Origin of the sequence: Undibacterium sp. KW1 (assembly GCF_009937955.1) — a bacterium.
GTDB lineage: Bacteria > Pseudomonadota > Gammaproteobacteria > Burkholderiales > Burkholderiaceae_D > Undibacterium.
On the sequence record NZ_AP018439.1, the window covers coordinates 2,444,626 to 2,467,112 of the forward strand.

The following is a 22,487-nucleotide window of genomic DNA, read 5'->3' on the forward strand; positions in this document are numbered from 1 at the left end:
AAATTAATATTGCCATTTTCGACAATAATTTGTTCAAGCAGGACTCACTTACCGGATTCGCAAACCAGCTCAGATCATGCATAACAATTTAAGCACCTACAAGTTGGAAAATTCTTCCGCTAGCGATGAGCCGGATATGTCGCCGGACGGCGCTGATGGTGATGCGCATCCTGCCTCGGATGCTGTGGATATGGATGATGCGGCTGATCTGGCGCAGGAGGGGCAGGACGAGCAAAGTGAAGATCCTGCGGCGCTCATTGTTGCCCCTATTGATGAGCTGAAAAACGTACTTGCTGCCGAGCTTTCTACAGATACCACGCAATACTATTTGAATCAGATAGGTACTCGGCCATTGTTTGCCTCTGCTGAAGAGCTGCATTATGCGACTCTGGCCAAGCAAGGTAATTTTGAGGCCAGGCAAAAAATGATAGAGCACAATCTGCGCCTGGTTGTGTCGATTGCCAAACACTATATCAACCGTGGCGTTGCTTTGCTCGACATGATAGAAGAGGGTAATCTGGGTCTGATGCATGCCATCGACAAATTCGAGCCCGAACGCGGCTTTCGTTTTTCGACCTACGCAACTTGGTGGATACGCCAGAGTATAGAGCGCGCAATCATGAACCAGGCCAGGACCATACGTCTGCCTGTGCACATGGTGCGTGAACTGAACCAGATACTACGGGCCAAGTACCATCTTGAATCGCAAAGGCGCGATGGCAGGGATGCGGCACTGGAAGATATTGCCCTGCTGGTCGACAGGCCAGTTGATGAAGTGCAGGATATTCTGACCCTGTCCGAGCATGCCACCTCGCTGGATACGCCACTTGACAATGATCCCCAGTCCAGTCTCATGGATATGCTGCCAGGTGATAGTGATGATGCGCCAGACATTCGTGCCGAGCAGCATGAAATGACGATCCTGGTCAGGGACTGGCTGTCAAAATTGCCTGACAAGCAACGTATCGTCATCGTGCGCCGCTTTGGACTTGATAATGATGATCCGGCAACTCTGGAAACCCTGGCCGATGAAATGGGGATTACCCGTGAACGTGTGCGTCAGATACAGCAGGAGGCTTTGATCAAACTAAAGCGTTCGTTTGCTTCACGTGGCGTGGGTCGTGACTCTGTGCTTTAGTTGGCTGGCGGCATCTTAAGTTATAGCAGCCAGTTCAATTCGCATATTTCTTGAGGTGCGCGTCCGCGCATCTCTTATAATTCCGTCTTTTAAATCTCACTTCCTCCCGGCGCGATATATCTCGCACCGTTAATTTCCATGAATACAATAGAAATTCGCTCTTTGGATATGGACGCACGTGGCGTCGGTAACTTGCAAAATGAAGATGGTTCCACTGGTAAGGTGGTGTTTGTTGATGGTGCGCTGCCAGGTGAGTTGGTTGAGTTTAGTACCTACAAAAAGAAGGCCAGTTGGGAAGCTGCAACCATGATGAGCCTGGTACGCGAATCTTCGCAAAGGGTGGAGCCTAAATGTGAATTTTTTGGCACTTGCGGCGGTTGTTCCATGCAGCATCTGGATGCCAGCGCCCAGGTTGCCATGAAGCAGCGTGTGCTGGAAGACAACCTCTGGCATATTGGCAAGGTTAAATCCGAAATCATGCTCCGGCCCATCATAGGTCCGACCTGGGGTTACCGCTACCGCGCACGTCTGTCTGTGCGCCATGTGATCAAAAAGGGCACGGTACTTGTTGGTTTCCATGAGAAAAAATCGCGTTATGTCGCGAATATGGAAACCTGTGACATCTTGCCTGCGCATGTGTCTGCCATGCTCATGCCTTTGCGTGGCCTGGTGGCTTCGCTGTCCATCGTTGAAGCCTTGCCGCAAATCGAACTGGCAATAGGTGAGGGCGTGACTGCCATGGTATTGCGCATCATGGCACCATTGACCAAAGAAGATGAAGTCAAGTTGAAGGCATTTGCTGATCAATATCAGGTGCAATGGTGGTTGCAAACCAAGGGGCCGGAAACAGCCGCGCCATACTACCCTGTGACTAGCGAATTGCATTATCTGTTGCCAGAATTTGGCGTCAAAATGCCGTTCAAGCCGACTGATTTCACTCAGGTGAACCATCATATCAACCGGGTACTGGTCGCACGCGCTTTGCGCATGCTGGATGTGCAAAAAGATGAGCGTATCGCTGATCTGTTCTGCGGCCTGGGCAATTTCACCCTGCCTATCGCCACGCTGGCAAGAGAGGTTGTGGGTATAGAGGGTAGTGATACCTTGACTGAGCGTGCTCTGGAAAATGCAAAACACAATGGTCTGGCGGCCAAGACCTCGTTCAGTACGCGCAATCTGTTCGAGGTGACGGCACAAGACTTCGTCAAGCTTGGTAAATTTGATCGTTTCCTGATCGATCCGCCGCGCGATGGCGCCATGGCTGTCTGTCAGGCTTTGATTGATCTGGGTGATATCGCGCCTGAATTAAAGCCCAAGCGTCTGGTCTATGTTTCATGCAGCCCTTCCACCCTGGCCAGGGATGCTGGCATGCTGGTGAATCAGGCTGGTTATCGTCTTAGCAGTGCTGGTGTCATTAACATGTTCCCGCATACCTCTCACGTGGAATCCATGGCAGTTTTTGATCTGATCTAGATTTTTGCAATAACAAATCTGTCGTTATGATTGCCCATCTCTGATGGATTTGCCTTATTGCAATGAAATCCCTGCTTCAGATGACATAAGTTCAATTGATTCAGTCTGCGACCAATTGTATTTCTTGAAAGACATATCTGAGCTGGTGGTTTCATGGTAAAATCTAAGGTTAGATGAATTCTTGAAATTTTTCTTAACCCTTTCTTTTTATTGGAGTTTTTAGATGGCTATCGAACGTACATTGTCTATTATTAAGCCTGACGCAGTTGCAAAAAACGTCATCGGTCAAATTTACAGCCGCTTTGAAGGCGCTGGCCTGAAAGTAGTTGCTGCCCGTATGGCGCAGTTGTCCCGTGCTGAAGCTGAAGGTTTCTACGCTGTTCACAGCGCACGTCCTTTCTTCAAGGATCTGGTTGATTTCATGATCTCCGGTCCAGTGATGATCCAGGTTCTGGAAGGCGAAGGCGCAATTTTGAAAAACCGCGACCTGATGGGTGCGACAGATCCTAAGAAAGCAGAAGCTGGCACAATCCGCGCTGATTTCGCTGACTCTATCGATGCTAACGCTGTTCACGGTTCTGATGCTCCAGAAACAGCTGCTGTGGAAATTGCTTACTACTTCCCGGCGTTGAACGTTTATTCCCGTTAATTCAGACTTTGTCTGCATGTAACAGAATAAAGAATTAAGATATGCACCTCATACAGTCTGGTGCTGTTTGAGGTGCGAAAGAGAAGATCATGACGGTACTCACAAATTTATTGGATCTGGATCCAGCGCAGCTCGTCGCATATTGCGGTGACTTGGGTGAGAAGCCGTTTCGTGCCAAGCAATTGCAACGCTGGATACACCAGTTTGGTGCCAGTTCGTTTGATGAAATGACAGACCTCGCGAAATCCCTGCGCGAGAAGCTCGCTACGCGGGCGATGATTGCCGCTCCCGCCGTGATCAGTGACCATACCTCTGCAGATGGCACGAGAAAATGGCTGGTTGATGTCGGCCAGGGTAATGCTGTAGAAACTGTATTTATCCCTGAAGAAAACCGTGGCACCCTGTGTATTTCTACCCAGGCTGGTTGTGCGGTGAATTGCCGTTTCTGTTCTACTGGCAAGCAGGGTTTTAACCGCAACCTGAGTGTAGGCGAAATCATAGGCCAGCTCTGGATGGCAGAATTTGAATTGCGCAAGACCAAAGGTATTGCACCTGGCCCTAAAGGTGAGCGTCAGATCACCAATGTGGTCATGATGGGCATGGGTGAGCCTTTGCTGAATTTTGAACCAACTGTGACTGCCTTGCGTCTCATGCTCGATGATAATGCTTATGGCTTGTCGCGTCGCCGCGTGACGCTATCTACCAGTGGTGTGGTTCCCATGATAGACAAGCTGTCGCAAGAATGTCCGGTGGCACTGGCGGTGTCCCTGCATGCGTCAAATGATACTTTGCGTGACAGCCTGATACCACTGAACAAGAAGCATCCATTGAAGGAGTTGATGGCGGCCTGCAAGCGCTACCTGGAGTTTGCGCCGCGCGACTTTGTCACATTTGAATATTGCATGCTGGATGGTGTCAATGATACTGATGCGCATGCCAGGGAGTTGATCGAGCTGGTGCGTGATGTGCCGTGCAAGTTCAATCTGATTCCTTTTAATCCTTTCCCGGAATCTGGCCTGAAACGATCAGCGAATCCGCGTATCAAGGCATTTGCCCAGATTTTGCTCGACGCAGGCTTGGTAACAACCACCCGTAAAACCCGTGGCGATGATATCGATGCGGCTTGTGGTCAACTGGCTGGTGAAGTGCAGGACAGAACGCGTGTGCAAGAGCGCATGCAAAAAATGGCGGAATATCAAAAGAAGTTTGGCGAAAATTTTGGCAAGATCGTGGAGATCACTCAGTGAAAATTTCTCAAATGCGTCAATGTTTTTTGAATGGAGTGCTGGTGGTGCTGGCACTTTCTTTGTCAGCATGTGCATCCAAGAGCCTGGAGGGTGATAGGCCAGATCAAAACATGTCTGCCGAAAAGCAGGATGCGCGAAAACGTGCATCCATACGCATGGAGCTGGCTGTTGGTTATTATCAGCAGGGGCAGCAGAAGGTTGCTCTTGAAGAGATTCGTCAGGCGTTATTGATTGCGCCTGATCTGGTTGATGCTTTCAGCCTGCGGGCACTTATCTTCATGGATATGGGTGAGAAGCAACTGGCCGAAGATAATTTTCAGCATGCACTGAAACTCGCACCAGGTAATAGTGATATTGGCAATAATTATGGCTGGTTCTTGTGTATGAACGGACGTGAGAAACAAGGGCTTGTGTATCTTGAGAGCGCTGTCAAGGATCCCGCCTATAATGCGCCAGCTAAGGCATTGAATAATGCTGGATTGTGCAGTTTGCGTATCAAGGATACGCTTGCTGCAGAACGCTATTTCATGCAGGGTCTGCGTGAAGATGCTGGCAATCCGCAAATCAATGCGAATCTGGCCGATGTGCTTTACAAACGCGGTGAATATAAACAGGCGAAGTTTTATATTGGCCGTGTACTCAAGTTGGACGTGTTGGCAGCAAATGTATTTTGGCTTGCCATCAAAATTGAAAAAAAATTGGGTGATGAGGCTGCGGTAAATAGTCTGGCTACGCAACTGCGTCGCCGCCATCCTAATTCAACAGAATTTTCTCTGTATCAACGTGGAGTGTTTGATGAGTGATGCGGGCGCGAATCTACCTGTAGAACCTTTGGCTTCCGAGATATCTGAGACTAAAGCGGTTTTGTCTGTAGTGCAGACTGCCGGTTCTCAATTGTCTGCTGCGCGCGTTCAACTCGGTTTGAGTGTGCAGCAGGTGGCGGATCAACTCAAATTGTCCCAACGCCAGATACTTGCGCTGGAGAGTAATCAATTTGATGATTTGCCCAAGATGGTGATCGTGCGAGGTTTTGTGCGCTCTTATGCGAAACTTCTCAAGCTTGACCCTGCGCCAGTGATCGACTGCCTCCCTGCAGAAAAGGGCCTGTCTGGGCTGGATGCAGATTTGCGTCCTACCCTTGCGACACCTTTCATGGAGTCTCGTACGCCTTTTCTGGGACGTCAGGATAGTAATAATAATCGCAAGTATGTGATAGGTGCGATAGTGCTGGCTGCATGTGCCCTGATCTTTGTGGCGGTGCAAAAGCTGGAGCAAAACGATTACATCAAGAGCCTGATCTCAGGGCAGTCTGCAAAAAAAACGACTGAAGCAGAGCCTGAAAAACCTGTTGAAAATCCAGGCGCGGCATCTATCAAGCCAGAAGCTGATAAGCCAGCGGCATCGACTATTCCCACAGTGCTTGGTACGCTCAATGGTGCAAAACCAGAAGCTCAGGATATCGTTCCTCCACCCAAAGTGGATCAGGATGTACAAACTCCGGTGTCTGCGCCAGCGGTTGCTCAACAAGCTTCGGCCCTGGCTTCAGCTCCTGTGGTTGCAGTAGCTCCGGCCCCGGTTTCCGTGCCTGTTGCGGTTGCCGCGCCAGCAGTGGCAGATGCGGGAAATAATCAGTTGAAACTGAAATTCAGGCAAGACTCTTGGATACAGGTCAAGCGTGAAAATGGCAGTATTGTGACTTCTCATCTCGCCAAAGCGGGCACTGAAGAGGTGTTTGACATGAAAGAGGCTTTGCAGCTCAGGATAGGTAATGCTGCAGGTGTGGATGGCTGGTTGCGTGGCAAATCCATGGAGATTGCGCCTGGCAAGGATAGTAATGTCATTAATTTGAATGTGAAGTAAAGATGACGGATTTTTTATCGGAAATCGGTTCTGGTCCTAAGCTCAGGCGTGCATCCCGTGCTGCCAAAGTGGTATATGGCAACCGGGAAGTTCTGGTAGGTGGCGGCGCACCTGTCGTGGTGCAATCCATGACGAATACTGATACTGCTGACGCGATAGGTACTGCAATTCAAATCAAGGAATTGGCGCGGGCTGGTTCTGAGTTGGTGCGCATCACGGTCAATAACGCAGAAGCGGCAGCAGCCGTACCAGCGATACGTGAACAGTTGGACCGGATGGGCATAGATGTGCCGCTGGTAGGTGATTTTCATTACAACGGCCACACGCTGTTGAATGACTTTCCTGATTGCGCCAAAGCCTTATCCAAGTACCGGATTAATCCTGGCAATGTAGGCAAGGGCGCCAAACGCGATACCCAGTTTGCCCAGATGATAGAAATGGCTTGCCGCTACGATAAGCCAGTGCGCATCGGTGTCAACTGGGGTAGCCTGGATCAGGCCTTGCTGGCTCGCATCATGGATGATAACGCCAAGCGTGCTCAGCCATGGAGTGTGCAAGCCGTGATGTATCAGGCATTGATCACCTCTGCGATTGAAAGTGCGCAAAAAGCTGAAGAACTGGGTCTGGCAGGTGACAAGATTATCCTGTCTTGCAAAGTCTCAGGTGTGCAGGACTTGATCGCCGTTTACCGCGAACTGGCAGCACGTTGCGATTACCCCTTGCATCTTGGTCTGACCGAGGCTGGCATGGGTAGTAAAGGCATCGTCGCTTCGACTGCAGCATTGTCGGTATTGATGCAGGAGGGCATAGGCGACACCATACGCATATCCCTGACACCGGAGCCCGGTGGTGACCGTTGCAAGGAAGTTGTCGTTGGTCAGGAAATTTTGCAGACTATGGGTTTGCGAAAATTTACGCCCATGGTCATTGCTTGCCCCGGCTGTGGCAGGACTACCTCGACTGTGTTCCAGGAACTGGCTGATGATATCCAGAGTTTCCTGCGGAATCAAATGCCAGTCTGGAAGAGTCAGTATCCAGGGGTAGAGAATATGAATGTCGCCGTCATGGGCTGTATCGTTAATGGCCCAGGTGAATCCAAGCACGCCAATATTGGCATCAGTTTGCCAGGTACGGGTGAATCACCGGCTGCGCCAGTTTTTATTGATGGTGCCAAGGCGCTCACCTTGCGCGGCGACCGTATTGCAGAAGAGTTCCAGGAAATTGTGCTGGACTATGTCAAGAGCCACTATGCCCCGGTGCATGGCGTAACAAATAATTAAATCAGGTAGCAAGTATGTCGGAAATAAAAAAAGCAGAAAAAATCGCTGGTGTGAAAGGGATGAATGACCTTTTACCGGATGACGCCCCGTTGTGGGAGTTGTTTGAAAATACTGTGCAATCTGTATTGAAGAGTTATGGCTTCCAGCAAGTCCGTACACCTATTGTCGAGCCTACTAATTTGTTCGCGCGTGGCCTTGGTGAAGTAACGGATGTCGTCGAAAAGGAAATGTATTCCTTTGAAGATTCCATGAATGGCGACAAGCTGACTTTGCGCCCGGAAGGTACCGCCGGTGTCGTACGTTCTGCGATTGAACATAATCTTATTTACGATGGTCCAAGGCGCTTGTGGTATACCGGTCCCATGTTCCGTCATGAAAAACCGCAGCGTGGTCGTTATCGTCAATTCCATCAGGTGGGCGCTGAGGCGCTGGGCTTCACCGGCCCGGACATTGATGCCGAACTGATTATGATGTGTCAGCGTTTCTGGGATGACCTGGGGCTGCAAAATGTGCGTCTGGAATTGAATTCCATTGGCGATGCAGAAGAACGCAATCAGCACAAGGCCGCGTTGATCGCTTATTTTGAACAACATCAGGACATTCTGGATGCCGAAGCAAAAAGGCGTTTGCTGACGAATCCCTTGCGTATTCTGGATACCAAAAATCCTGCCATGCAAGAGATGGTCAATGCGGCACCTAAATTGCTCGACTATCTGGGTGCAGAGTCACTGGCCCACTTTGAAGGCGTGCAAAAGATTTTGCGTCATAACAGCATTCCATTTACCATCAATCCGCGTCTGGTGCGTGGGCTTGATTACTATAACCGCACTGTCTTTGAATGGGTCACTGACGACCTCGGTTCCCAGGGCACAGTTTGTGCTGGCGGTCGTTATGATGCCTTGTTTGGTATTTTTGGTGGCAAGCCAACACCAGCCTGTGGTTTTGCCATGGGCATAGAACGTTTGCTGGAATTGATGAAAGCCAATGGCGACGTACATCAGCCTGCAATGTGCGATGCTTATCTGGTGCATCAGGGAGCAGAAGCACAAATGCAGGCGATGGTATTAAGTGAGCGTTTGCGTGATGCAGGTCTGGATGTTGTGTTACATTGCGCAACTGCCAATGGCGTAGGCAGTTTCAAATCCCAGATGAAAAAGGCTGACGGCAGCGGTGCGGCTTATGCTGTCATCATCGGTGAAGATGAGGCAAATAATAATACAGTGAGTATCAAGGAGTTGCGCGCGGCTGACGCTGAAAATAATCAGGTTAACGTCCCGTTCGATACTGCGGTGGATTACCTGGTTGATCAAATTGCCGGTAGCGCTGAAGCAGATTGCTGTGATGATCCTCATCATCACCATGTACACCATTAATCCATATTAAAAATATTTATAACATAGATAGACAAAGATACTATGGCATACGATTTAGAAGAACAAGAGCAGTTAGATAACCTCAAGGCAATCTGGAAAAAATACGGCAACATGGCTACCTGGGGGCTGATCGTTGCCCTTGCTGCTTATGCTGGCTGGACCGCATGGACATCGCGTCAAAACACCCAGACTTTGCAAGCTTCTCAGTTGTATGAAGAAATGCAGAAGTCGGTTGTTGCCAAAGACAATGCCAAGGTGCTGGCAGTGACAGAGGATTTGAAAGCCAAATTTGCTTCTACTTCATATGCACCTATGGCTGCGCTGGTAGCAGCCAAGAGCGCATTTGATGCGAACGATCTGAAGGCTGCCAAGAGCCAGTTGCAATGGGTGGCAGATACTTCCAAGGCTGATGAATACAAGGCTGTGGCAAGAATACGCCTGGCTGGTATAGCGCTGGATGAAAAAGCCTATGACGAGGCCCTGAAGCAATTGTCAGGTACTTTCCCCGCACAATTCGATGCTGATGTGCTGGATGCCAAAGGCGATGTCTATGTAGCGCAAAACAAGATCGAAGATGCGCGTACTGTGTATAAGTCAGCGCTGGAAAAAATGGCAGATAAAAGTCCAGGTCGTCAGGCTTTGCAAATGAAGCTGGATGTCATCGGTGGTGCGGCAGATACTAAAGTTGTCAGTAAATAAGGGGAATCATATATGCAATTTTCTGCCAAACTGCTCGTTGCGTCATCTGTATTCATGGCAATGACGGGCTGTTCCACGCTGTCTTCGCTGAATCCATTTTCATCTAAATCTGACGCAAAAAATCAGCCAGCAGTTTTGACTGAGATCAAGTCCAGTCTGGCGATTAAACCCAGTTGGACAGTGGCAATTGGTACTGCGGGTAACTACCTCTTTACTCCTGCAGCCTATGCGCAAAATGTCTATGTGGCTGCGGCTGACGGCACGCTGGCACGCATAGAGGTGGCGACTGGCCGCACGGTCTGGCGTATCAATGCGGGTACCCGTTTGACGGCAGGTGTTGGCGTTGATGGTACAACTGTTGCTGTTGCAGGTGAAAAAGGCCAGGTATTGGCATTTGATCTGGACGGCAAATTGCGCTGGAAAACCCAGAGTACAAATGAAATTTTATCTGCCCCAGCGGTTGGTCAGGGTCTGGTTGTGGTTCGCAGTATAGACAACAAGGTCAGTGCTTATGATCTCACTAACGGTGAACGCAAGTGGTCAATAGAGCGTCCTTTGCCTCCTTTGACTTTGCGTCTTGCTCCTGGCATCGTGATGCAGGGGCAGCAGGCAATTGTCGCCATGCCGGGTGGACGTATGTCTTCACTGGCGCTGAATAATGGCGGTTTGCGCTGGGAGGCAACAGTCGGCGAGCCCAAGGGTGCTACTGAACTCGAGCGTGTCGCCGACGTTTCGGGTGCGCCAGTGATCCTGGGTAACGATATTTGTGCCAGTTCTTATCAGGGCAGGGTGGCTTGTTTTGATGTGGCTACCGGTGCTTTGCGCTGGGCCAAACCTTTGTCCAGCGAGGTTGGTGTCAGTGTTGACGAGCGCTTTGTGTTTGCCTCAGATGTTGCTGGTGCCGTAAATGCCTTTGCCCGCAACGGTGGCGCAAGTGCCTGGCGGAATGACAAGCTCAGCTATCGTCGTTTGTCAGCACCAATTTCGTATGACCGTGCAGTTGCGGTCGGCGATTTCGCAGGTTATGTCCACTTCCTGTCAAGGGAAGATGGTTCTTTCATCGGACGTGTTACTACCGATGGTAGTCAGATTTTAGCAGCGCCTTTGGTGGTCGATGCTAAACTGATCGTTCAAACAAAATCAGGATCAGTGGTTGCTCTTGCAACCGAGTAATAATAATGAAGCCGGTTATCGCACTTATAGGCCGACCTAACGTCGGCAAATCCACGCTGTTCAATCGGCTCACCCGTTCACGCGACGCTTTGGTCGCAGATTTACCTGGCTTGACCAGGGACAGGCATTACGGCGAAGGCCGTGTTGGTGAACGCCCTTTTCTGGTGATTGACACTGGCGGTTTCGAGCCTGTCGCCAAAGAAGGCATCATGCATGAAATGGCCAAGCAGACCAAGCAGGCTGTGGCTGAAGCAGATGTTGTTGTTTTTATCGTCGATGGTCGTCAGGGTCTGACACCGCATGACAAAACCATCACGGATTTCCTGCGCAAATCAGGCCGCTCCGTCATGCTGGTGGTAAATAAGGCCGAGGGCATGAAATATACCTCGGTCACTGCAGATTTTTATGAACTGGGTCTTGGCGATCCTTATGTGATCTCTGCCGCACACGGTGATGGTGTAGCAGATCTGGTCGAAGAAATGGTTGATATCGCCTTCGCCCAGCGCCCTGAGGAAGTTGAAGAGCCTGAATCCCAGGTTCGCGGCATCAAGATTGCCATCGTTGGCCGTCCCAATGTCGGTAAATCGACACTCGTGAATACCCTGCTGGGTGAAGAACGGGTCATCGCTTTCGATATGCCTGGTACCACTCGCGACTCGATAGAAATCCCTTTCGAGCGTGATGGCGTGCATTATTCCCTGATTGACACCGCTGGTATACGTCGCCGTGGCAAGGTTTTTGAGGCCATAGAGAAATTCTCTGTCGTTAAAACCCTGCAATCGGTGTCGGAAGCCAACGTAGTCTTGTTGTTGCTGGACGCACAGCAGGACATTTCAGAGCAGGATGCCCATATTGCAGGCTTCATCCTGGAATCTGGTCGTGCGCTGGTAGTTGGCGTCAATAAGTGGGATGGTTTGCAAAGTGACAGGCGCGATGAGATCAAGATGGACATAGAGCGCAAACTGAATTTCCTGACATTTGCCAAATTCCACTTCATTTCAGCCTTGAAATCGACTGGTATAGGTCCTCTGATGAAATCCATTGATGCTGCTTATGCTGCTGCGATGGTTAATTTATCTACGCCCAAACTCACACGTGCCCTGATTGAAGCAGTAGAACATCAACAACCCAAGCGCAAGGGCTCTATCCGTCCCAAGTTGCGCTATGCGCATCAGGGTGGGCAAAATCCGCCTATTATTGTCATTCACGGCAATGCACTTGAGGCAGTGGGTGATGTGTATAAGCGTTATCTCGAAAAACACTTCCGCGAAACGTTTTCACTCACTGGTACTCCTTTGCGAATAGAAATGCGTTCTGGCAAGAATCCGTTTGACAAGTCGTCGAAGTAAGCTCGTTCAGTTAAGTCTGCTGGCAAGTATTAAAATGTAAGAAAATGCTTGGTTGATCTCCTTTTGCAGTGAAATTTAAGCAAGAGATATGCAATTAAGATGAAAATAGATTACATTACTTTGTAATCAACTTCTGGGAATACTTGTATTATGATAAGTAGTCCCCAACTCCTAATCACAACAACACAATGGAGCTGTTATGAGCAATAAAGGGCAATTATTACAAGACCCATTTCTGAACGCTTTGCGTAAAGAACATATTCCTGTATCAATTTATCTGGTCAATGGCATCAAATTGCAGGGCCATATCGAATCTTTCGACCAGTATGTGGTTTTGCTGCGTAATACTGTGACACAAATGGTTTACAAGCATGCTATTTCTACCGTTGTACCAGCACGCGCAGTCAGCATTAACACCGAGCCAGAGGCAGAGTAATTTTTGAGTAATGAAATAAAGAAGCCGTCCATGCGCGCCGCTTTAGTCGGCGTGGATTTTGGTAAGGACGACTTTGCCGCCAGCCTGGAAGAACTCTCTTTGCTTTCGCAGTCCGCGGGGGCAGAGCCGGTTACAACCATCACTTGCAAACGATCAAGCCCTGATGCTGCTTTTTTTGTCGGCAGCGGCAAGGCGGATGAGATTGCGCATGCTGTTGCCGACGCTACGCTGGATATAGTCATTTTTAATCATGCACTCTCGCCGGCGCAACAGAGGAATCTGGAGCGCCACCTGAAGGTGAGGGTGGTTGATCGTACCAGCCTGATCCTGGATATTTTTGCTCAACGTGCCCAAAGTCATGAAGGTAAGGTTCAGGTGGAATTGGCTCAGTTGCAACATCTGGCCACGCGATTGATACGTGGCTGGACGCATCTGGAAAGACAAAAAGGTGGTATAGGTTTGCGCGGCCCAGGCGAGACTCAGCTTGAGACTGACCGCCGCTTGCTGGGGGAGCGTGTCAAAATGCTCAAACAAAAGCTCGATAAGCTACATAAGCAAAGGGAAACCCAGAGACGTTCGCGTGGCCGTAGTAATACCTTGTCGGTTTCTCTGGTCGGTTATACCAATGCGGGTAAGTCCAGTCTGTTTAATACTATGACCAAGGCAGGCGCTTATGCCGCCAATCAATTATTTGCAACGCTGGATACTACTTCGCGCCGCTTGTACCTGGGCGATGCGGGTAATATCGTCATTTCTGATACGGTTGGTTTTATTCGTGAATTGCCTCATCAACTCGTTGCAGCGTTCAGGGCAACATTGGAAGAAACGATACATGCCGATTTGCTCTTGCATGTCGTAGATGCAAGTAGTCCTGTAAGGTTTGACCAGATACAACAAGTCAATCAGGTGCTTGAAGAAATCGGCGCGGATCACATACCACAGATACTTGTGTGGAATAAGATAGATCTTGCTGAGCTGGAGCCTTCGGTCGAGGTAGATGAGTGTGATAAAATCCAGAGGGTTTTTTTGAGTGCCCGCACCGGAGCAGGTATAGGTTTGTTACGCGAAGCTATCGCCGAATTCGCACTGGCAAAAACGTCTGGCATTGCGCAAACGGCAACGCCAGAGGCAGTTGATGCACGCTTTGATTTTCAGTAGTCCAACCCACTATTCATTGGATAGCGACAGAATGCTTGTTTCATTTCTCAAAAGAATTGGTTTGACCATGTCCATAAATGATCCGCAATGGGGGCGTGGTTCACAAAACAATAATCAAAATAATAATAAGCCCGATGGCAAAAAACCACCGGATGGCCCACCTGATCTTGATCAGTTATGGAAAGACTTTACCCAGAAATTGGGGCGTCTGTTTGGGCAAAATGGTGGTGGCGATAATGGTGGCAATTTTTCACCAGACTCATCTGGCGCTAAAGTTGGCGCATCCCTGATTGTTGCCGTAATCGCGCTGGTATGGTTGTCCAGTGGTTTTTTCATCGTGCAAGAAGGGCAAACTGCTGTCATCACGACATTTGGTAAATTCAGCCATCAGACTTCTGCCGGCTTTAACTGGCGCTGGCCTTATCCTGTCCAAGGACATGAGATAGTCAATCTGTCGCAAGTCAGAACGGTGGAGATAGGCTACAAAAAAGGCTCAAAAGAGCGCGAATCCCTGATGTTGACTGATGATGAAAACATCGTCGATATTCAGTTTGCTGTCCAGTACACCTTGAACAATGCCGCAGACTGGCTGTATAACAACCGTGATCAGGAAGAGATGATACTTCAGGTCGCAGAAACTGTTGTCCGCGAGGTCGTCGGTAAAAGCTCCATGGATTTTGTCTTGTATGAAGGTCGTGAAAAAATAGCACTTGATGTCAGTGCAGGCATGCAAAAAATCCTGAATGCGTATGGTTCAGGTGTGCTGGTGGCGCAAGTGACCATGCAAAACGTGCAGGCACCTGAGCAGGTCCAGGCTGTTTTTGAAGATGCGCAAAAAGCAAAGCAGGATAAAGAGCGCCTGAAAAATGAAGGCATAGCTTATGCCAATGATGTTATTCCAAAGGCACGTGGTGAGGCGTCCCGCATGATACAAGAGGCAGAAGCATACAAAGGAAGTATCGTTGCCAATGCTCAGGGTAATGCTTCACGCTTCCAACAAGTGCTGGTTGAGTATCAAAAAGCGCCTGCCATTACCAGGGACAGGATGTACCTGGAAACCATGCAGCAAATATTTGCCAATACCAGCAAGGTGATGATGGATACCAAGACTGGTAATAATATGATTTATCTGCCTCTGGATAAAATCCAGGGTGATCAGGCAGCGAAAGTCGCGCCGGCGGCTCCTGCACAGGTAACTATTCCTGCAGCAGAGCAGATACCTACCGTGGAAATGCGTTATGGCAAGGATGGAAGATCAAAAGATAACCGTGATACACGCGAAAGGGAGGGCAGATAATGAATAAGTTTGCTACTTTCCTCATTGCCATCTGTGGTGCAATTTTAATTGCTTATTCGACTATTTTTGTTGTTGATCAGCGTTCGCACGCGATTGTCTTTGCTTTGGGTGAAGTCAAGTCTGTCATCAGTGAGCCTGGCTTGCACTTCAAGTTGCCACCACCATTTCAGAATGTCTTGTTGCTGGATAAACGTATCCTGACTATTGATACGAATACTGGTGATCGTTTTGTCACGTCCGAAAAGAAGAACATCCTGGTTGATTCGTATGTGAAGTGGCGTATCAAGGACCCACGTCTGTATTTCGTCAGCTTCAATGGCGAAGAACGCAGAGCGCAAAACAGGATGTTGCAAATCATCAAGGCTGCCTTGAATGATGAAATTACCAAGCGTAAAGTAGGCGAAGTAATATCTACACAGCGTGGCAAGGTCATGGACGCCATCAAGAAAAAGGTTTCTGACGAAACCAAGCAGATAGGTGTGGAAATTATAGATGTGCGCCTCAAGCGTGTTGATTACGTAGAGCAAATCAATAATTCGGTGTATGAACGCATGAAGGCCGAGCGTACCCGTGAAGCAAATGGTCTGCGCTCTACCGGTGCAGCTGAAAAAGAAGAAATCAGCGCAGATGCTGATAAGCAAAGATTGGTGATCAAGGCTGAAGCTTATCGTGAAGCGCAAAAGATACGCGGTGCAGGTGACGCTGAAGCTTCACAGATTTATGCGCAGGCGTTTGGTCAAAATCCAGAATTTTATAAGTTCTATCGCAGCCTTGAGGCGTATACTGCGTCATTCAAGAACAAGAGTGATGTCTTGGTAGTGGATCCAAACTCTGAGTTCTTTAAATATTTTAAGAGCCCTTCTTCGGTAGGTGGTAATGCTCCTGCTGCAAAGGGTAAGTAACACTCGCCACTGTAAATAGTGACTGTAGTGACAAACAGCGATCTGCACAAATTTTGTGCAGATCGCTGTTTGTCGGATAGACTCAACCAATTTCTTGTTTTTTTGATTGTTCTTCATGCCGAATTGGCTTTTACCTGAAAATATTGCTGATATCCTGCCGTCCGAAGCGCGCAAGATAGAAGAATTGCGCCGTGTTCTCCTGGACAATTTCAGACTGTATGGCTACGAGCTGGTCATGCCGCCCATGCTGGAATACATAGAGTCCTTGCTGACCGGTGCCGGTCAGGATATGGATTTGCGTACCTTCAAACTGGTAGATCAAATCTCTGGCCGTACCATGGGCCTGCGGGCTGACATGACCACGCAAGTAGCCCGTATTGATGCGCATCTCTTAAACCGCCGTACTGTTACCCGTCTTTGCTATGCGGGCAGTGTCCTGCATACCAAGCCTTCTGGTCTGCACGCCACACGCGAGCCTTTGCAAATCGGCGCAGAAATTTATGGCCATGCTGGCCTGGAGGCGGATGCTGAAATCCAGGAACTGGTATTGGCTTGTCTGGCACTTGCGCATGTAAAAGATGTCAGGCTGGATATGTGTCATGTCGGTGTCTTGCGTGCCTTGCTGGCGGCAGATCCGCTCGCCAAAGCGCAGGAAAATACTCTGTATGCCTTGCTGGAGGCAAAGGATTTGCCTAGCATCGATAAGCTGAGCAAGAATTTTTCACCCGAGGTGCGTGCTGCATTAATGGTTTTGCCAGGTTTATATGGCGATATTTCCGTTATCCAGAAAGCGCGTGCGGTACTGCCTGCATTTGAAGGCATACAGACCGCGCTCGACGAACTGGAGCATCTGGTGCGTTTGACTGGCACAACCCATGTCACGATAGATCTCGCTGATTTGCGTGGCTACCACTATCATAGTGGGGTGATGTTCAATGTGTTTGTACCAGGTTTGCCAAACGCGGTGGCCCGTGGTGGTCGGTACGACCATGTGGGCGAGGCTTTTGGACGCTCACGTCCGGCGACTGGATTTTCCCTGGATTTGCGTGAGCTGGCGCGTCTGCTGCCATCCGCAGAGAGAAAGGATGCGATCCGGGCTCCCTGGGGTAGTGACCCTGCATTGCGGGCAAAGATCGTAGAGCTGCGTAGTGAAGGTGAGATCGTTATTCAAAGCTTGCCTGGGCACGAGAACGAACAAGACGAATTTGACTGCAATCGCGCGCTCATTTTCGATGCAGGTAAATGGATTCTTCAAAATGTAGGTTGAGTGATGACACAAACTAAAATTGCAAAAAACGTAGTCGTAATCGGTACCCAGTGGGGCGATGAAGGCAAGGGAAAAATCGTTGACTGGTTGACGGATCACGCCCAGGGCGTCGTACGTTTCCAGGGCGGTCACAATGCTGGTCACACATTGGTCATCGGTGGTCAAAAGACAGCCTTGCAACTGATACCTTCCGGCATCATGCGTGCTGGTACGGCCTGCTACATCGGTAATGGTGTGGTCTTGTCTGTGCCTGATCTCTTGCGTGAAATTGACAAGCTGCAGGCAAACGGCGTTGAAGTTGTTTCCCGTCTCAAAATTTCAGAAGCTTGCCCAGTCATTTTGCCGTATCACACTGCACTTGATGCCGCGCGTGAAATTGCCCGTGGTGCCGCCAAGATAGGGACGACTGGCAAGGGTATAGGTCCTGCCTATGAAGACAAGGTTGCCCGCCGTGCGATACGCGTCGCTGATTTGCTCAATGAAGAGCGTTTTGCCGAGAAGCTGCGTGAAAACCTGGATTACCACAATTTTGTGTTGACCAATTATCTCAAGGCGCCTGCAGTTGAGTTCCAGAAAACACTGGACGATACTCTGGCCAACGTGCCGCGTATCCGCCCCATGGTGGCAGACGTATCCAGTGCCTTGTATGCGGCGCATAAAGCTGGTGCCAGCCTCTTGTTTGAGGGTGCGCAAGGCAGTTTGCTGGACGTCGATCATGGTACTTACCCTTTCGTTACCTCCAGCAATTGCGTGGCTGGCAATGCAGCGGCAGGTTCTGGTGTTGGCCCTAATATGTTGCATTACATCCTGGGTATCACCAAGGCTTACACGACACGTGTAGGTTCTGGCCCATTCCCATCTGAATTGCCAACCGATGCCGGCGTAGGTAAGCACTTGGCTAGCGTTGGTCATGAATTTGGTACGGTTACTGGCCGTGCGCGTCGTTGCGGCTGGTTTGACGCAGCCTTGTTGAAGCGTTCTGTGCAAATCAATGGTGTATCAGGCATGTGCCTGACCAAGCTGGACGTGCTGGATGGTCTGGAAACACTGAAGCTGTGTACCGGCTACAAGGTCGATGGCAAAGTCGTTGATATCTTCCCGGTTGGTGCTGAAGAGGCGGCGCGCTGCGAAGCCATTTATGAAGAAATGCCGGGTTGGTCTGAAACCACAGTTGGCGCGCAAAGCATGGATGCTCTGCCAGTCAATGCCCGCAATTACATCATGCGTATTCAGGAGCTGGTTGGTGTTCCTGTCGATATGGTCTCTACCGGACCAGATCGCGAAGAAACCATCGTGTTAAGGCACCCGTTTATCTAAGAAGGAACAATAAAAACATGAATATGCCTGCATCTACAGACAAGGACTTATGGGTTTCCTGGGAAGCCTATCATCGTTCCATCGAGCAGCTTGCATTGAAAGTGCATGAGTCTGGCTGGAAATTTGATCAAGTCCTGTGTCTTGCCCGTGGTGGCTTGCGCCCTGGTGATATTTTCTCCAGGATATTTGACGTGCCTCTGGCGATTTTATCGACCAGTTCCTATCGCGAAGAGTCAGGTACCGTACAGGGCACTCTGGATATAGGAAAGTATATTTCCATGACCAAGGGTGCGTTGCAAGGTAAAGTTTTGGTGGTCGATGATCTGGTCGATTCTGGCGTTACTCTGGAAAAAGTACTTGTGCATTTGCGTGAGAATTTCCCGGCTGTGACTGAAGTAAAATCGGCTGTGATCTGGTACAAGGCATGTTCATCAGTGGCTCCGGATTACTATCTGGACTATCTGGCGAACAATCCATGGATACACCAGCCTTTTGAAGAGTATGACAGTATCAGGCCTCATCAGTTGAATGCCTGGTTGAAAAAGGGCGCAGCCTAACTGACAGTTATGAAAACGGAAGCAATTTGCTTCCGTTTTTTTATGGCTACGCTATGTGATTATCTAGTGCTTTATTGCGATGGGTGTCTTGTGTTCTGTGGAGGGGGTGCTCCCGCCAGACTTCGCTTGATTTGGATAATGCAGATATGATGCAGCTTGCGCTAATGATGAAAGCAAATGAGGCAAATGGAGCAAATGTGGAATTGAAAAAGCCCGCTGATTTTTATCAGCGGGCTCTCAAATTTGTGGTGCCCACGGAGGGACTCGAACCCCCACATCCGAAGACACATGGACCTGAACCATGCGCGTCTACCAATTCCGCCACGTGGGCAACGGAAGGCGTAATTATAGAGTATTTGACTGGCTTTGGGGAAATATTTCGGAGAAAATTTCGCATTATGGTGCGGGCAGGTAGAAAGTCGTCGGCAGCTTGGGCAGGAAGTGCAGGGTCAGGGGATTTCTTGCTTATACTTGCAAAACTGAATACGTGGGATGTGCCGAATGTGAAATTCGAAGTGGAATTGAAAAAGCCCGCTGATTTTCATCAACGGGCTCTCAAATTTTGGTGCCCACGGAGGGACTCGAACCCCCACACCCGAAGGCACATGGACCTGAACCATGCGCGTCTACCAATTCCGCCACGTGGGCAACGGAGAACAACATTATAGATTAATTGAAGCATTTGTCAAGGTGAGCCACCTTGCGGATACAAGAATTGTTAGGCGAAAGAGGTTTGCTACAGTAAACTATGGCCTGATAAGATTTTGGCGTGAGCCAAATTAACTTTTTTAAGAAAAAATACAAAATTTGAACAAGCATTTATACCCCATCCCCAGTCGCGAAGAGATACTGGGTGTTCTACGTACTAACACGGCAAAAATGACGGCGACTGCAATAGCAGATGCGTTGTCAGTAAAACCTGAGGAGTTAGATGGCATGACACGACGTTTAAGCGCGATGGAAAGAGATGGGCAAGTCAAAGTAGATAAAGGTGGAAATTTTTCCATCGCCAATCACGATAACTTCATCAGCGGTAAAGTCAGCAGTCATCGCGAAGGTTATGGTTTCCTGATTCCTGATGATGGCAGTGAAGACCTGTTTTTGCCAGAGCGCGAAATGCAAAAGGTCTTGCATGGTGACCGTGTCATGGCGCGTGTGGTAGGTACTGACAGGCGTGGTCGTCTTGAAGGCGGCATACTTGAGATACTCGACCGTGCCAATACTCATGTCATCGGGCGGCTGTTAAATGAAAACGGCGTCTGGATAGTTGCTCCTGAAGACAAACGCTTCAGCCAGGATATTTTATTGACCGGCGCACCGGGCAAAGCCAAGGCTGGTCAGGTTGTCAGCGTCGAGTTGACCGAACAACCTACCCGCTACGCACAACCGGTTGGCAAGATCGTTGAAATTCTGGGTGATGTTGATGACCCCGGCATGGAAATCGAAATCGCTGTCCGCAAATTTGGTGTGCCTCATGAGTTTTCTGAAGCGGTAAAAAAAGCCGCAGCCAAATTGCCATCCGAGGTACGCGATATTGATCTGGCTGACCGTGTGGATCTGCGTGACATTCCATTGGTGACTATCGATGGCGAAGACGCCCGCGATTTTGACGATGCAGTGTATTGTGAACCAGTCAAGATAGGCCGCAGTAAAGGTCACAGGCTGATCGTCGCCATTGCCGATGTCAGCCACTATGTCAATCCGAACGATGTGCTTGATGAAGAGGCGCTGTTGCGCAGTACGTCGGTGTATTTCCCGCGCAGGGTGATACCGATGTTGCCTGAGCGCCTGTCGAATGGCCTGTGTTCGCTTAATCCTGACGTTGATCGCCTGACGCTGGTGTGCGATATGGTAATTACGCAAGACGGTGAAGTCACGGCTTACCAGTTTTATCCGGCGGTCATTCATTCTGCTGCGCGCTTCACTTATACCGAAGTGGCAGCAATACTGGGTAACACCAAGGGACCAGAGGCTGCCAAGCGCCTGACCCTGGTGCCGCATCTCCTGCATTTGTATGAGGTCTTCCAGTCTCTATTGAAGGCACGCCATGCGCGTGGGGCCATCGATTTTGAAACGACAGAGACCTATATCGTTTGCAATCCATCTGGCAAGATAGAAAAGATACTGCCACGTACACGCAATGATGCACACAAGCTGATTGAAGAATGCATGCTGGCAGCCAACGTCTGCGCAGCAAATTTGCTGGAAACCTATAAGCATCCAGGCACTTATCGTATTCATGCAGGTCCGACCAAAGAGAAGCTGACCCAGGTCAGGAATTTCCTGAAACAGGTAGGTCTGTTCCTCAATGGCGGCGACAAGCCTTCGGCATCGGATTATGCTGAGCTGATGAATAAAATTAAAGGGCGACCAGATGCGCCACTCTTGCAAACCATGCTGCTGCGCTCCATGCAGCAAGCGGTTTACAGCCCGGACAATATTGGCCATTTTGGTTTGTCGTATGATGCCTATGCCCATTTCACCAGCCCTATACGCCGTTACCCCGATTTGCTGACCCACAGAGCGATCAAGGCCATTTTGCAGGGGCGTAAATATGAACCCAAGGGCATAGACCTGACACTCTTGAATACTTCAGTATCGAATGCCGCCAGAAAACAGCAAATTGCTGACAAGGCAGCGGGCAAGAAGAAGGAAGAAAAAGAACAGACCATCTGGGATGCTTTGGGTGTTCACTGTTCTGCCAATGAGCGTCGTGCCGATGAAGCTTCACGTGATGTCGAAGCCTGGCTCAAATGCTACTTCATTCGTAACAAGGTTGGTGAAGAATTCACCGGCATGATTACGGGCGTGACTCAGTTTGGTATCTTTGTCCAGCTCGATGACATTTTCATCGAAGGCCTGGTGCATGTCACTGAGCTGGGTGCTGACTACTTCCAGTTTGACGAAGCACGTCACGAGTTGCGTGGCGAACGCACGGGCAAGCGTTATCAGTTGACTGACAAAGTCACAGTGCAAGTCAGCCGGGTTGATCTGGATGCGCGCAAGATTGATCTGGCCATAGTCCAGGCTGTGTCACCACGCTCTGCAGGATTGGCAGATACCCGCAGTGCAACTGCCAATGAAAAAAATCGCAAAGGTACAGCCAGCGCCAAGAAAGCCGTGCTGGTTCCGGAAGAAAAAGCCGTGGCAAATTATGGCAGAGGCGGTAAAGCTGCTTCAGCCAGGAAAGTAAAAGAAGAAAGTTTTTCTGGTGGACGTCGCCAGAAATCTTCGCCTGCTGCTGCCAGTGCAAAGAAAAAAGCACCAGCTGCCGCCGGTAAGTCAGCGAAGAAAAGACGTTAGTACCTCAAA

At 49.5% G+C, this 22,487-nt stretch carries 19 protein-coding genes and 2 tRNA genes; 19 read left to right on the plus strand and 2 right to left on the minus strand.

Features of this window, described 5'->3' with window-relative positions:
• The first annotated feature begins 76 nt into the window (after positions 1-76).
• The 18 genes from rpoS (at position 77) to UNDKW_RS11075 (ending at position 19,175) form a co-directional block, all read left to right on the plus strand.
• Positions 77-1,138 carry an RNA polymerase sigma factor RpoS gene (gene rpoS / locus UNDKW_RS10990; RefSeq protein ID WP_370529111.1) on the plus strand — a complete coding sequence of 354 codons (1,062 nt, stop codon included), beginning with the start codon at positions 77-79 and terminating at the stop codon, positions 1,136-1,138.
• 138 nt (positions 1,139-1,276) lie between these two features.
• Positions 1,277-2,611, plus strand: a complete 1,335-nt coding sequence (rlmD, locus tag UNDKW_RS10995; protein ID WP_162058718.1) for a 23S rRNA (uracil(1939)-C(5))-methyltransferase RlmD — start codon at positions 1,277-1,279, stop codon at positions 2,609-2,611.
• A 223-nt stretch (positions 2,612-2,834) separates the two neighbouring features.
• The gene (gene ndk, locus UNDKW_RS11000; RefSeq protein ID WP_162041069.1) at positions 2,835-3,260 is read left to right on the plus strand and encodes a nucleoside-diphosphate kinase; all 426 of its coding nucleotides are present in this window, start codon (positions 2,835-2,837) and stop codon (positions 3,258-3,260) included.
• 86 nt (positions 3,261-3,346) lie between these two features.
• A complete protein-coding gene (gene rlmN / locus UNDKW_RS11005) occupies positions 3,347-4,507 on the plus strand; it encodes a 23S rRNA (adenine(2503)-C(2))-methyltransferase RlmN (protein WP_162061886.1) in 1,161 nt (386 codons plus the stop codon).
• An 11-nt stretch (positions 4,508-4,518) separates the two neighbouring features.
• Positions 4,519-5,310, plus strand: coding sequence for a type IV pilus biogenesis/stability protein PilW (pilW, locus tag UNDKW_RS11010; RefSeq protein ID WP_162061887.1), 792 nt, complete (start codon positions 4,519-4,521; stop codon positions 5,308-5,310).
• Positions 5,303-6,367, plus strand: a complete 1,065-nt coding sequence (locus UNDKW_RS11015) for a RodZ domain-containing protein (protein ID WP_162058719.1) — start codon at positions 5,303-5,305, stop codon at positions 6,365-6,367. The genes pilW and UNDKW_RS11015 overlap by 8 nt, the downstream gene beginning before the upstream one ends.
• 2 nt (positions 6,368-6,369) lie before the next feature.
• Positions 6,370-7,647, plus strand: coding sequence for a flavodoxin-dependent (E)-4-hydroxy-3-methylbut-2-enyl-diphosphate synthase (gene ispG, locus UNDKW_RS11020; protein WP_162058720.1), 1,278 nt, complete (start codon positions 6,370-6,372; stop codon positions 7,645-7,647).
• A 14-nt stretch (positions 7,648-7,661) separates the two neighbouring features.
• Entirely contained in the window at positions 7,662-9,020 is a 1,359-nt protein-coding gene (gene hisS / locus UNDKW_RS11025) for a histidine--tRNA ligase (protein WP_162058721.1), read from the plus strand.
• A gap of 42 nt (positions 9,021-9,062) precedes the next feature.
• Entirely contained in the window at positions 9,063-9,719 is a 657-nt protein-coding gene (locus tag UNDKW_RS11030) for a tetratricopeptide repeat protein (RefSeq protein ID WP_162058722.1), read from the plus strand.
• A gap of 12 nt (positions 9,720-9,731) precedes the next feature.
• Positions 9,732-10,892, plus strand: a complete 1,161-nt coding sequence (gene bamB, locus UNDKW_RS11035) for an outer membrane protein assembly factor BamB (protein WP_162058723.1) — start codon at positions 9,732-9,734, stop codon at positions 10,890-10,892.
• 5 nt (positions 10,893-10,897) lie between these two features.
• The gene (der, locus tag UNDKW_RS11040) at positions 10,898-12,241 is read left to right on the plus strand and encodes a ribosome biogenesis GTPase Der (RefSeq protein ID WP_162041075.1); all 1,344 of its coding nucleotides are present in this window, start codon (positions 10,898-10,900) and stop codon (positions 12,239-12,241) included.
• 199 nt (positions 12,242-12,440) lie between these two features.
• Positions 12,441-12,677 (plus strand): RNA chaperone Hfq, encoded by a 237-nt coding sequence (hfq, locus tag UNDKW_RS11045; protein ID WP_162041076.1) that lies wholly within the window; start codon positions 12,441-12,443, stop codon positions 12,675-12,677.
• A 30-nt stretch (positions 12,678-12,707) separates the two neighbouring features.
• A complete protein-coding gene (hflX, locus tag UNDKW_RS11050) occupies positions 12,708-13,835 on the plus strand; it encodes a GTPase HflX (protein ID WP_162058724.1) in 1,128 nt (375 codons plus the stop codon).
• 31 nt (positions 13,836-13,866) lie between these two features.
• A complete protein-coding gene (gene hflK / locus UNDKW_RS11055; protein WP_162058725.1) occupies positions 13,867-15,132 on the plus strand; it encodes an FtsH protease activity modulator HflK in 1,266 nt (421 codons plus the stop codon).
• Positions 15,132-16,034 carry a protease modulator HflC gene (gene hflC, locus UNDKW_RS11060; RefSeq protein ID WP_162058726.1) on the plus strand — a complete coding sequence of 301 codons (903 nt, stop codon included), beginning with the start codon at positions 15,132-15,134 and terminating at the stop codon, positions 16,032-16,034. Before hflK ends, hflC begins: the two co-directional genes overlap by 1 nt.
• Positions 16,035-16,149: 115 nt before the next feature.
• Positions 16,150-17,301, plus strand: coding sequence for an ATP phosphoribosyltransferase regulatory subunit (locus tag UNDKW_RS11065; RefSeq protein ID WP_162058727.1), 1,152 nt, complete (start codon positions 16,150-16,152; stop codon positions 17,299-17,301).
• A gap of 3 nt (positions 17,302-17,304) precedes the next feature.
• Entirely contained in the window at positions 17,305-18,618 is a 1,314-nt protein-coding gene (locus tag UNDKW_RS11070; RefSeq protein WP_162058728.1) for an adenylosuccinate synthase, read from the plus strand.
• A gap of 23 nt (positions 18,619-18,641) precedes the next feature.
• On the plus strand, positions 18,642-19,175 hold the full coding sequence (locus UNDKW_RS11075) for a phosphoribosyltransferase (RefSeq protein WP_110254186.1): 534 nt from the start codon (positions 18,642-18,644) through the stop codon (positions 19,173-19,175).
• A gap of 246 nt (positions 19,176-19,421) precedes the next feature.
• Here UNDKW_RS11075 and UNDKW_RS11080 read toward each other — a convergent pair.
• Positions 19,422-19,506 (minus strand) — tRNA-Leu (locus tag UNDKW_RS11080).
• Between the two features lie 232 nt (positions 19,507-19,738).
• Positions 19,739-19,823, minus strand: a tRNA-Leu gene (locus UNDKW_RS11085).
• 159 nt (positions 19,824-19,982) lie between these two features.
• On the opposite strand from UNDKW_RS11085, the gene rnr reads away from it, so the two are divergent.
• Positions 19,983-22,478, plus strand: a complete 2,496-nt coding sequence (gene rnr / locus UNDKW_RS11090; protein ID WP_162058729.1) for a ribonuclease R — start codon at positions 19,983-19,985, stop codon at positions 22,476-22,478.
• The last annotated feature ends 9 nt before the right edge of the window (positions 22,479-22,487 follow it).

What these genes read in the sequence shown, in the direction of transcription:
- UNDKW_RS11075 (WP_110254186.1), top strand. Translation starts at nt 18,642, where the DNA reads ATGCCTGCATCTACAGACAAGGACTTATGGGTTTCCTGGGAAGCCTAT.
- hflX (WP_162058724.1), top strand. Translation starts at nt 12,708, where the DNA reads ATGCGCGCCGCTTTAGTCGGCGTGGATTTTGGTAAGGACGACTTTGCC.
- ndk (WP_162041069.1), top strand. Translation starts at nt 2,835, where the DNA reads ATGGCTATCGAACGTACATTGTCTATTATTAAGCCTGACGCAGTTGCA.
- ispG (WP_162058720.1), top strand. Translation starts at nt 6,370, where the DNA reads ATGACGGATTTTTTATCGGAAATCGGTTCTGGTCCTAAGCTCAGGCGT.
- UNDKW_RS11015 (WP_162058719.1), top strand. Translation starts at nt 5,303, where the DNA reads ATGAGTGATGCGGGCGCGAATCTACCTGTAGAACCTTTGGCTTCCGAG.
- UNDKW_RS11030 (WP_162058722.1), top strand. Translation starts at nt 9,063, where the DNA reads ATGGCATACGATTTAGAAGAACAAGAGCAGTTAGATAACCTCAAGGCA.
- pilW (WP_162061887.1), top strand. Translation starts at nt 4,519, where the DNA reads ATGCGTCAATGTTTTTTGAATGGAGTGCTGGTGGTGCTGGCACTTTCT.
- rpoS (WP_370529111.1), top strand. Translation starts at nt 77, where the DNA reads ATGCATAACAATTTAAGCACCTACAAGTTGGAAAATTCTTCCGCTAGC.
- hisS (WP_162058721.1), top strand. Translation starts at nt 7,662, where the DNA reads ATGTCGGAAATAAAAAAAGCAGAAAAAATCGCTGGTGTGAAAGGGATG.
- UNDKW_RS11070 (WP_162058728.1), top strand. Translation starts at nt 17,305, where the DNA reads ATGACACAAACTAAAATTGCAAAAAACGTAGTCGTAATCGGTACCCAG.
- der (WP_162041075.1), top strand. Translation starts at nt 10,898, where the DNA reads ATGAAGCCGGTTATCGCACTTATAGGCCGACCTAACGTCGGCAAATCC.
- rlmD (WP_162058718.1), top strand. Translation starts at nt 1,277, where the DNA reads ATGAATACAATAGAAATTCGCTCTTTGGATATGGACGCACGTGGCGTC.
- hflC (WP_162058726.1), top strand. Translation starts at nt 15,132, where the DNA reads ATGAATAAGTTTGCTACTTTCCTCATTGCCATCTGTGGTGCAATTTTA.
- UNDKW_RS11065 (WP_162058727.1), top strand. Translation starts at nt 16,150, where the DNA reads ATGCCGAATTGGCTTTTACCTGAAAATATTGCTGATATCCTGCCGTCC.
- bamB (WP_162058723.1), top strand. Translation starts at nt 9,732, where the DNA reads ATGCAATTTTCTGCCAAACTGCTCGTTGCGTCATCTGTATTCATGGCA.
- hfq (WP_162041076.1), top strand. Translation starts at nt 12,441, where the DNA reads ATGAGCAATAAAGGGCAATTATTACAAGACCCATTTCTGAACGCTTTG.
- hflK (WP_162058725.1), top strand. Translation starts at nt 13,867, where the DNA reads ATGCTTGTTTCATTTCTCAAAAGAATTGGTTTGACCATGTCCATAAAT.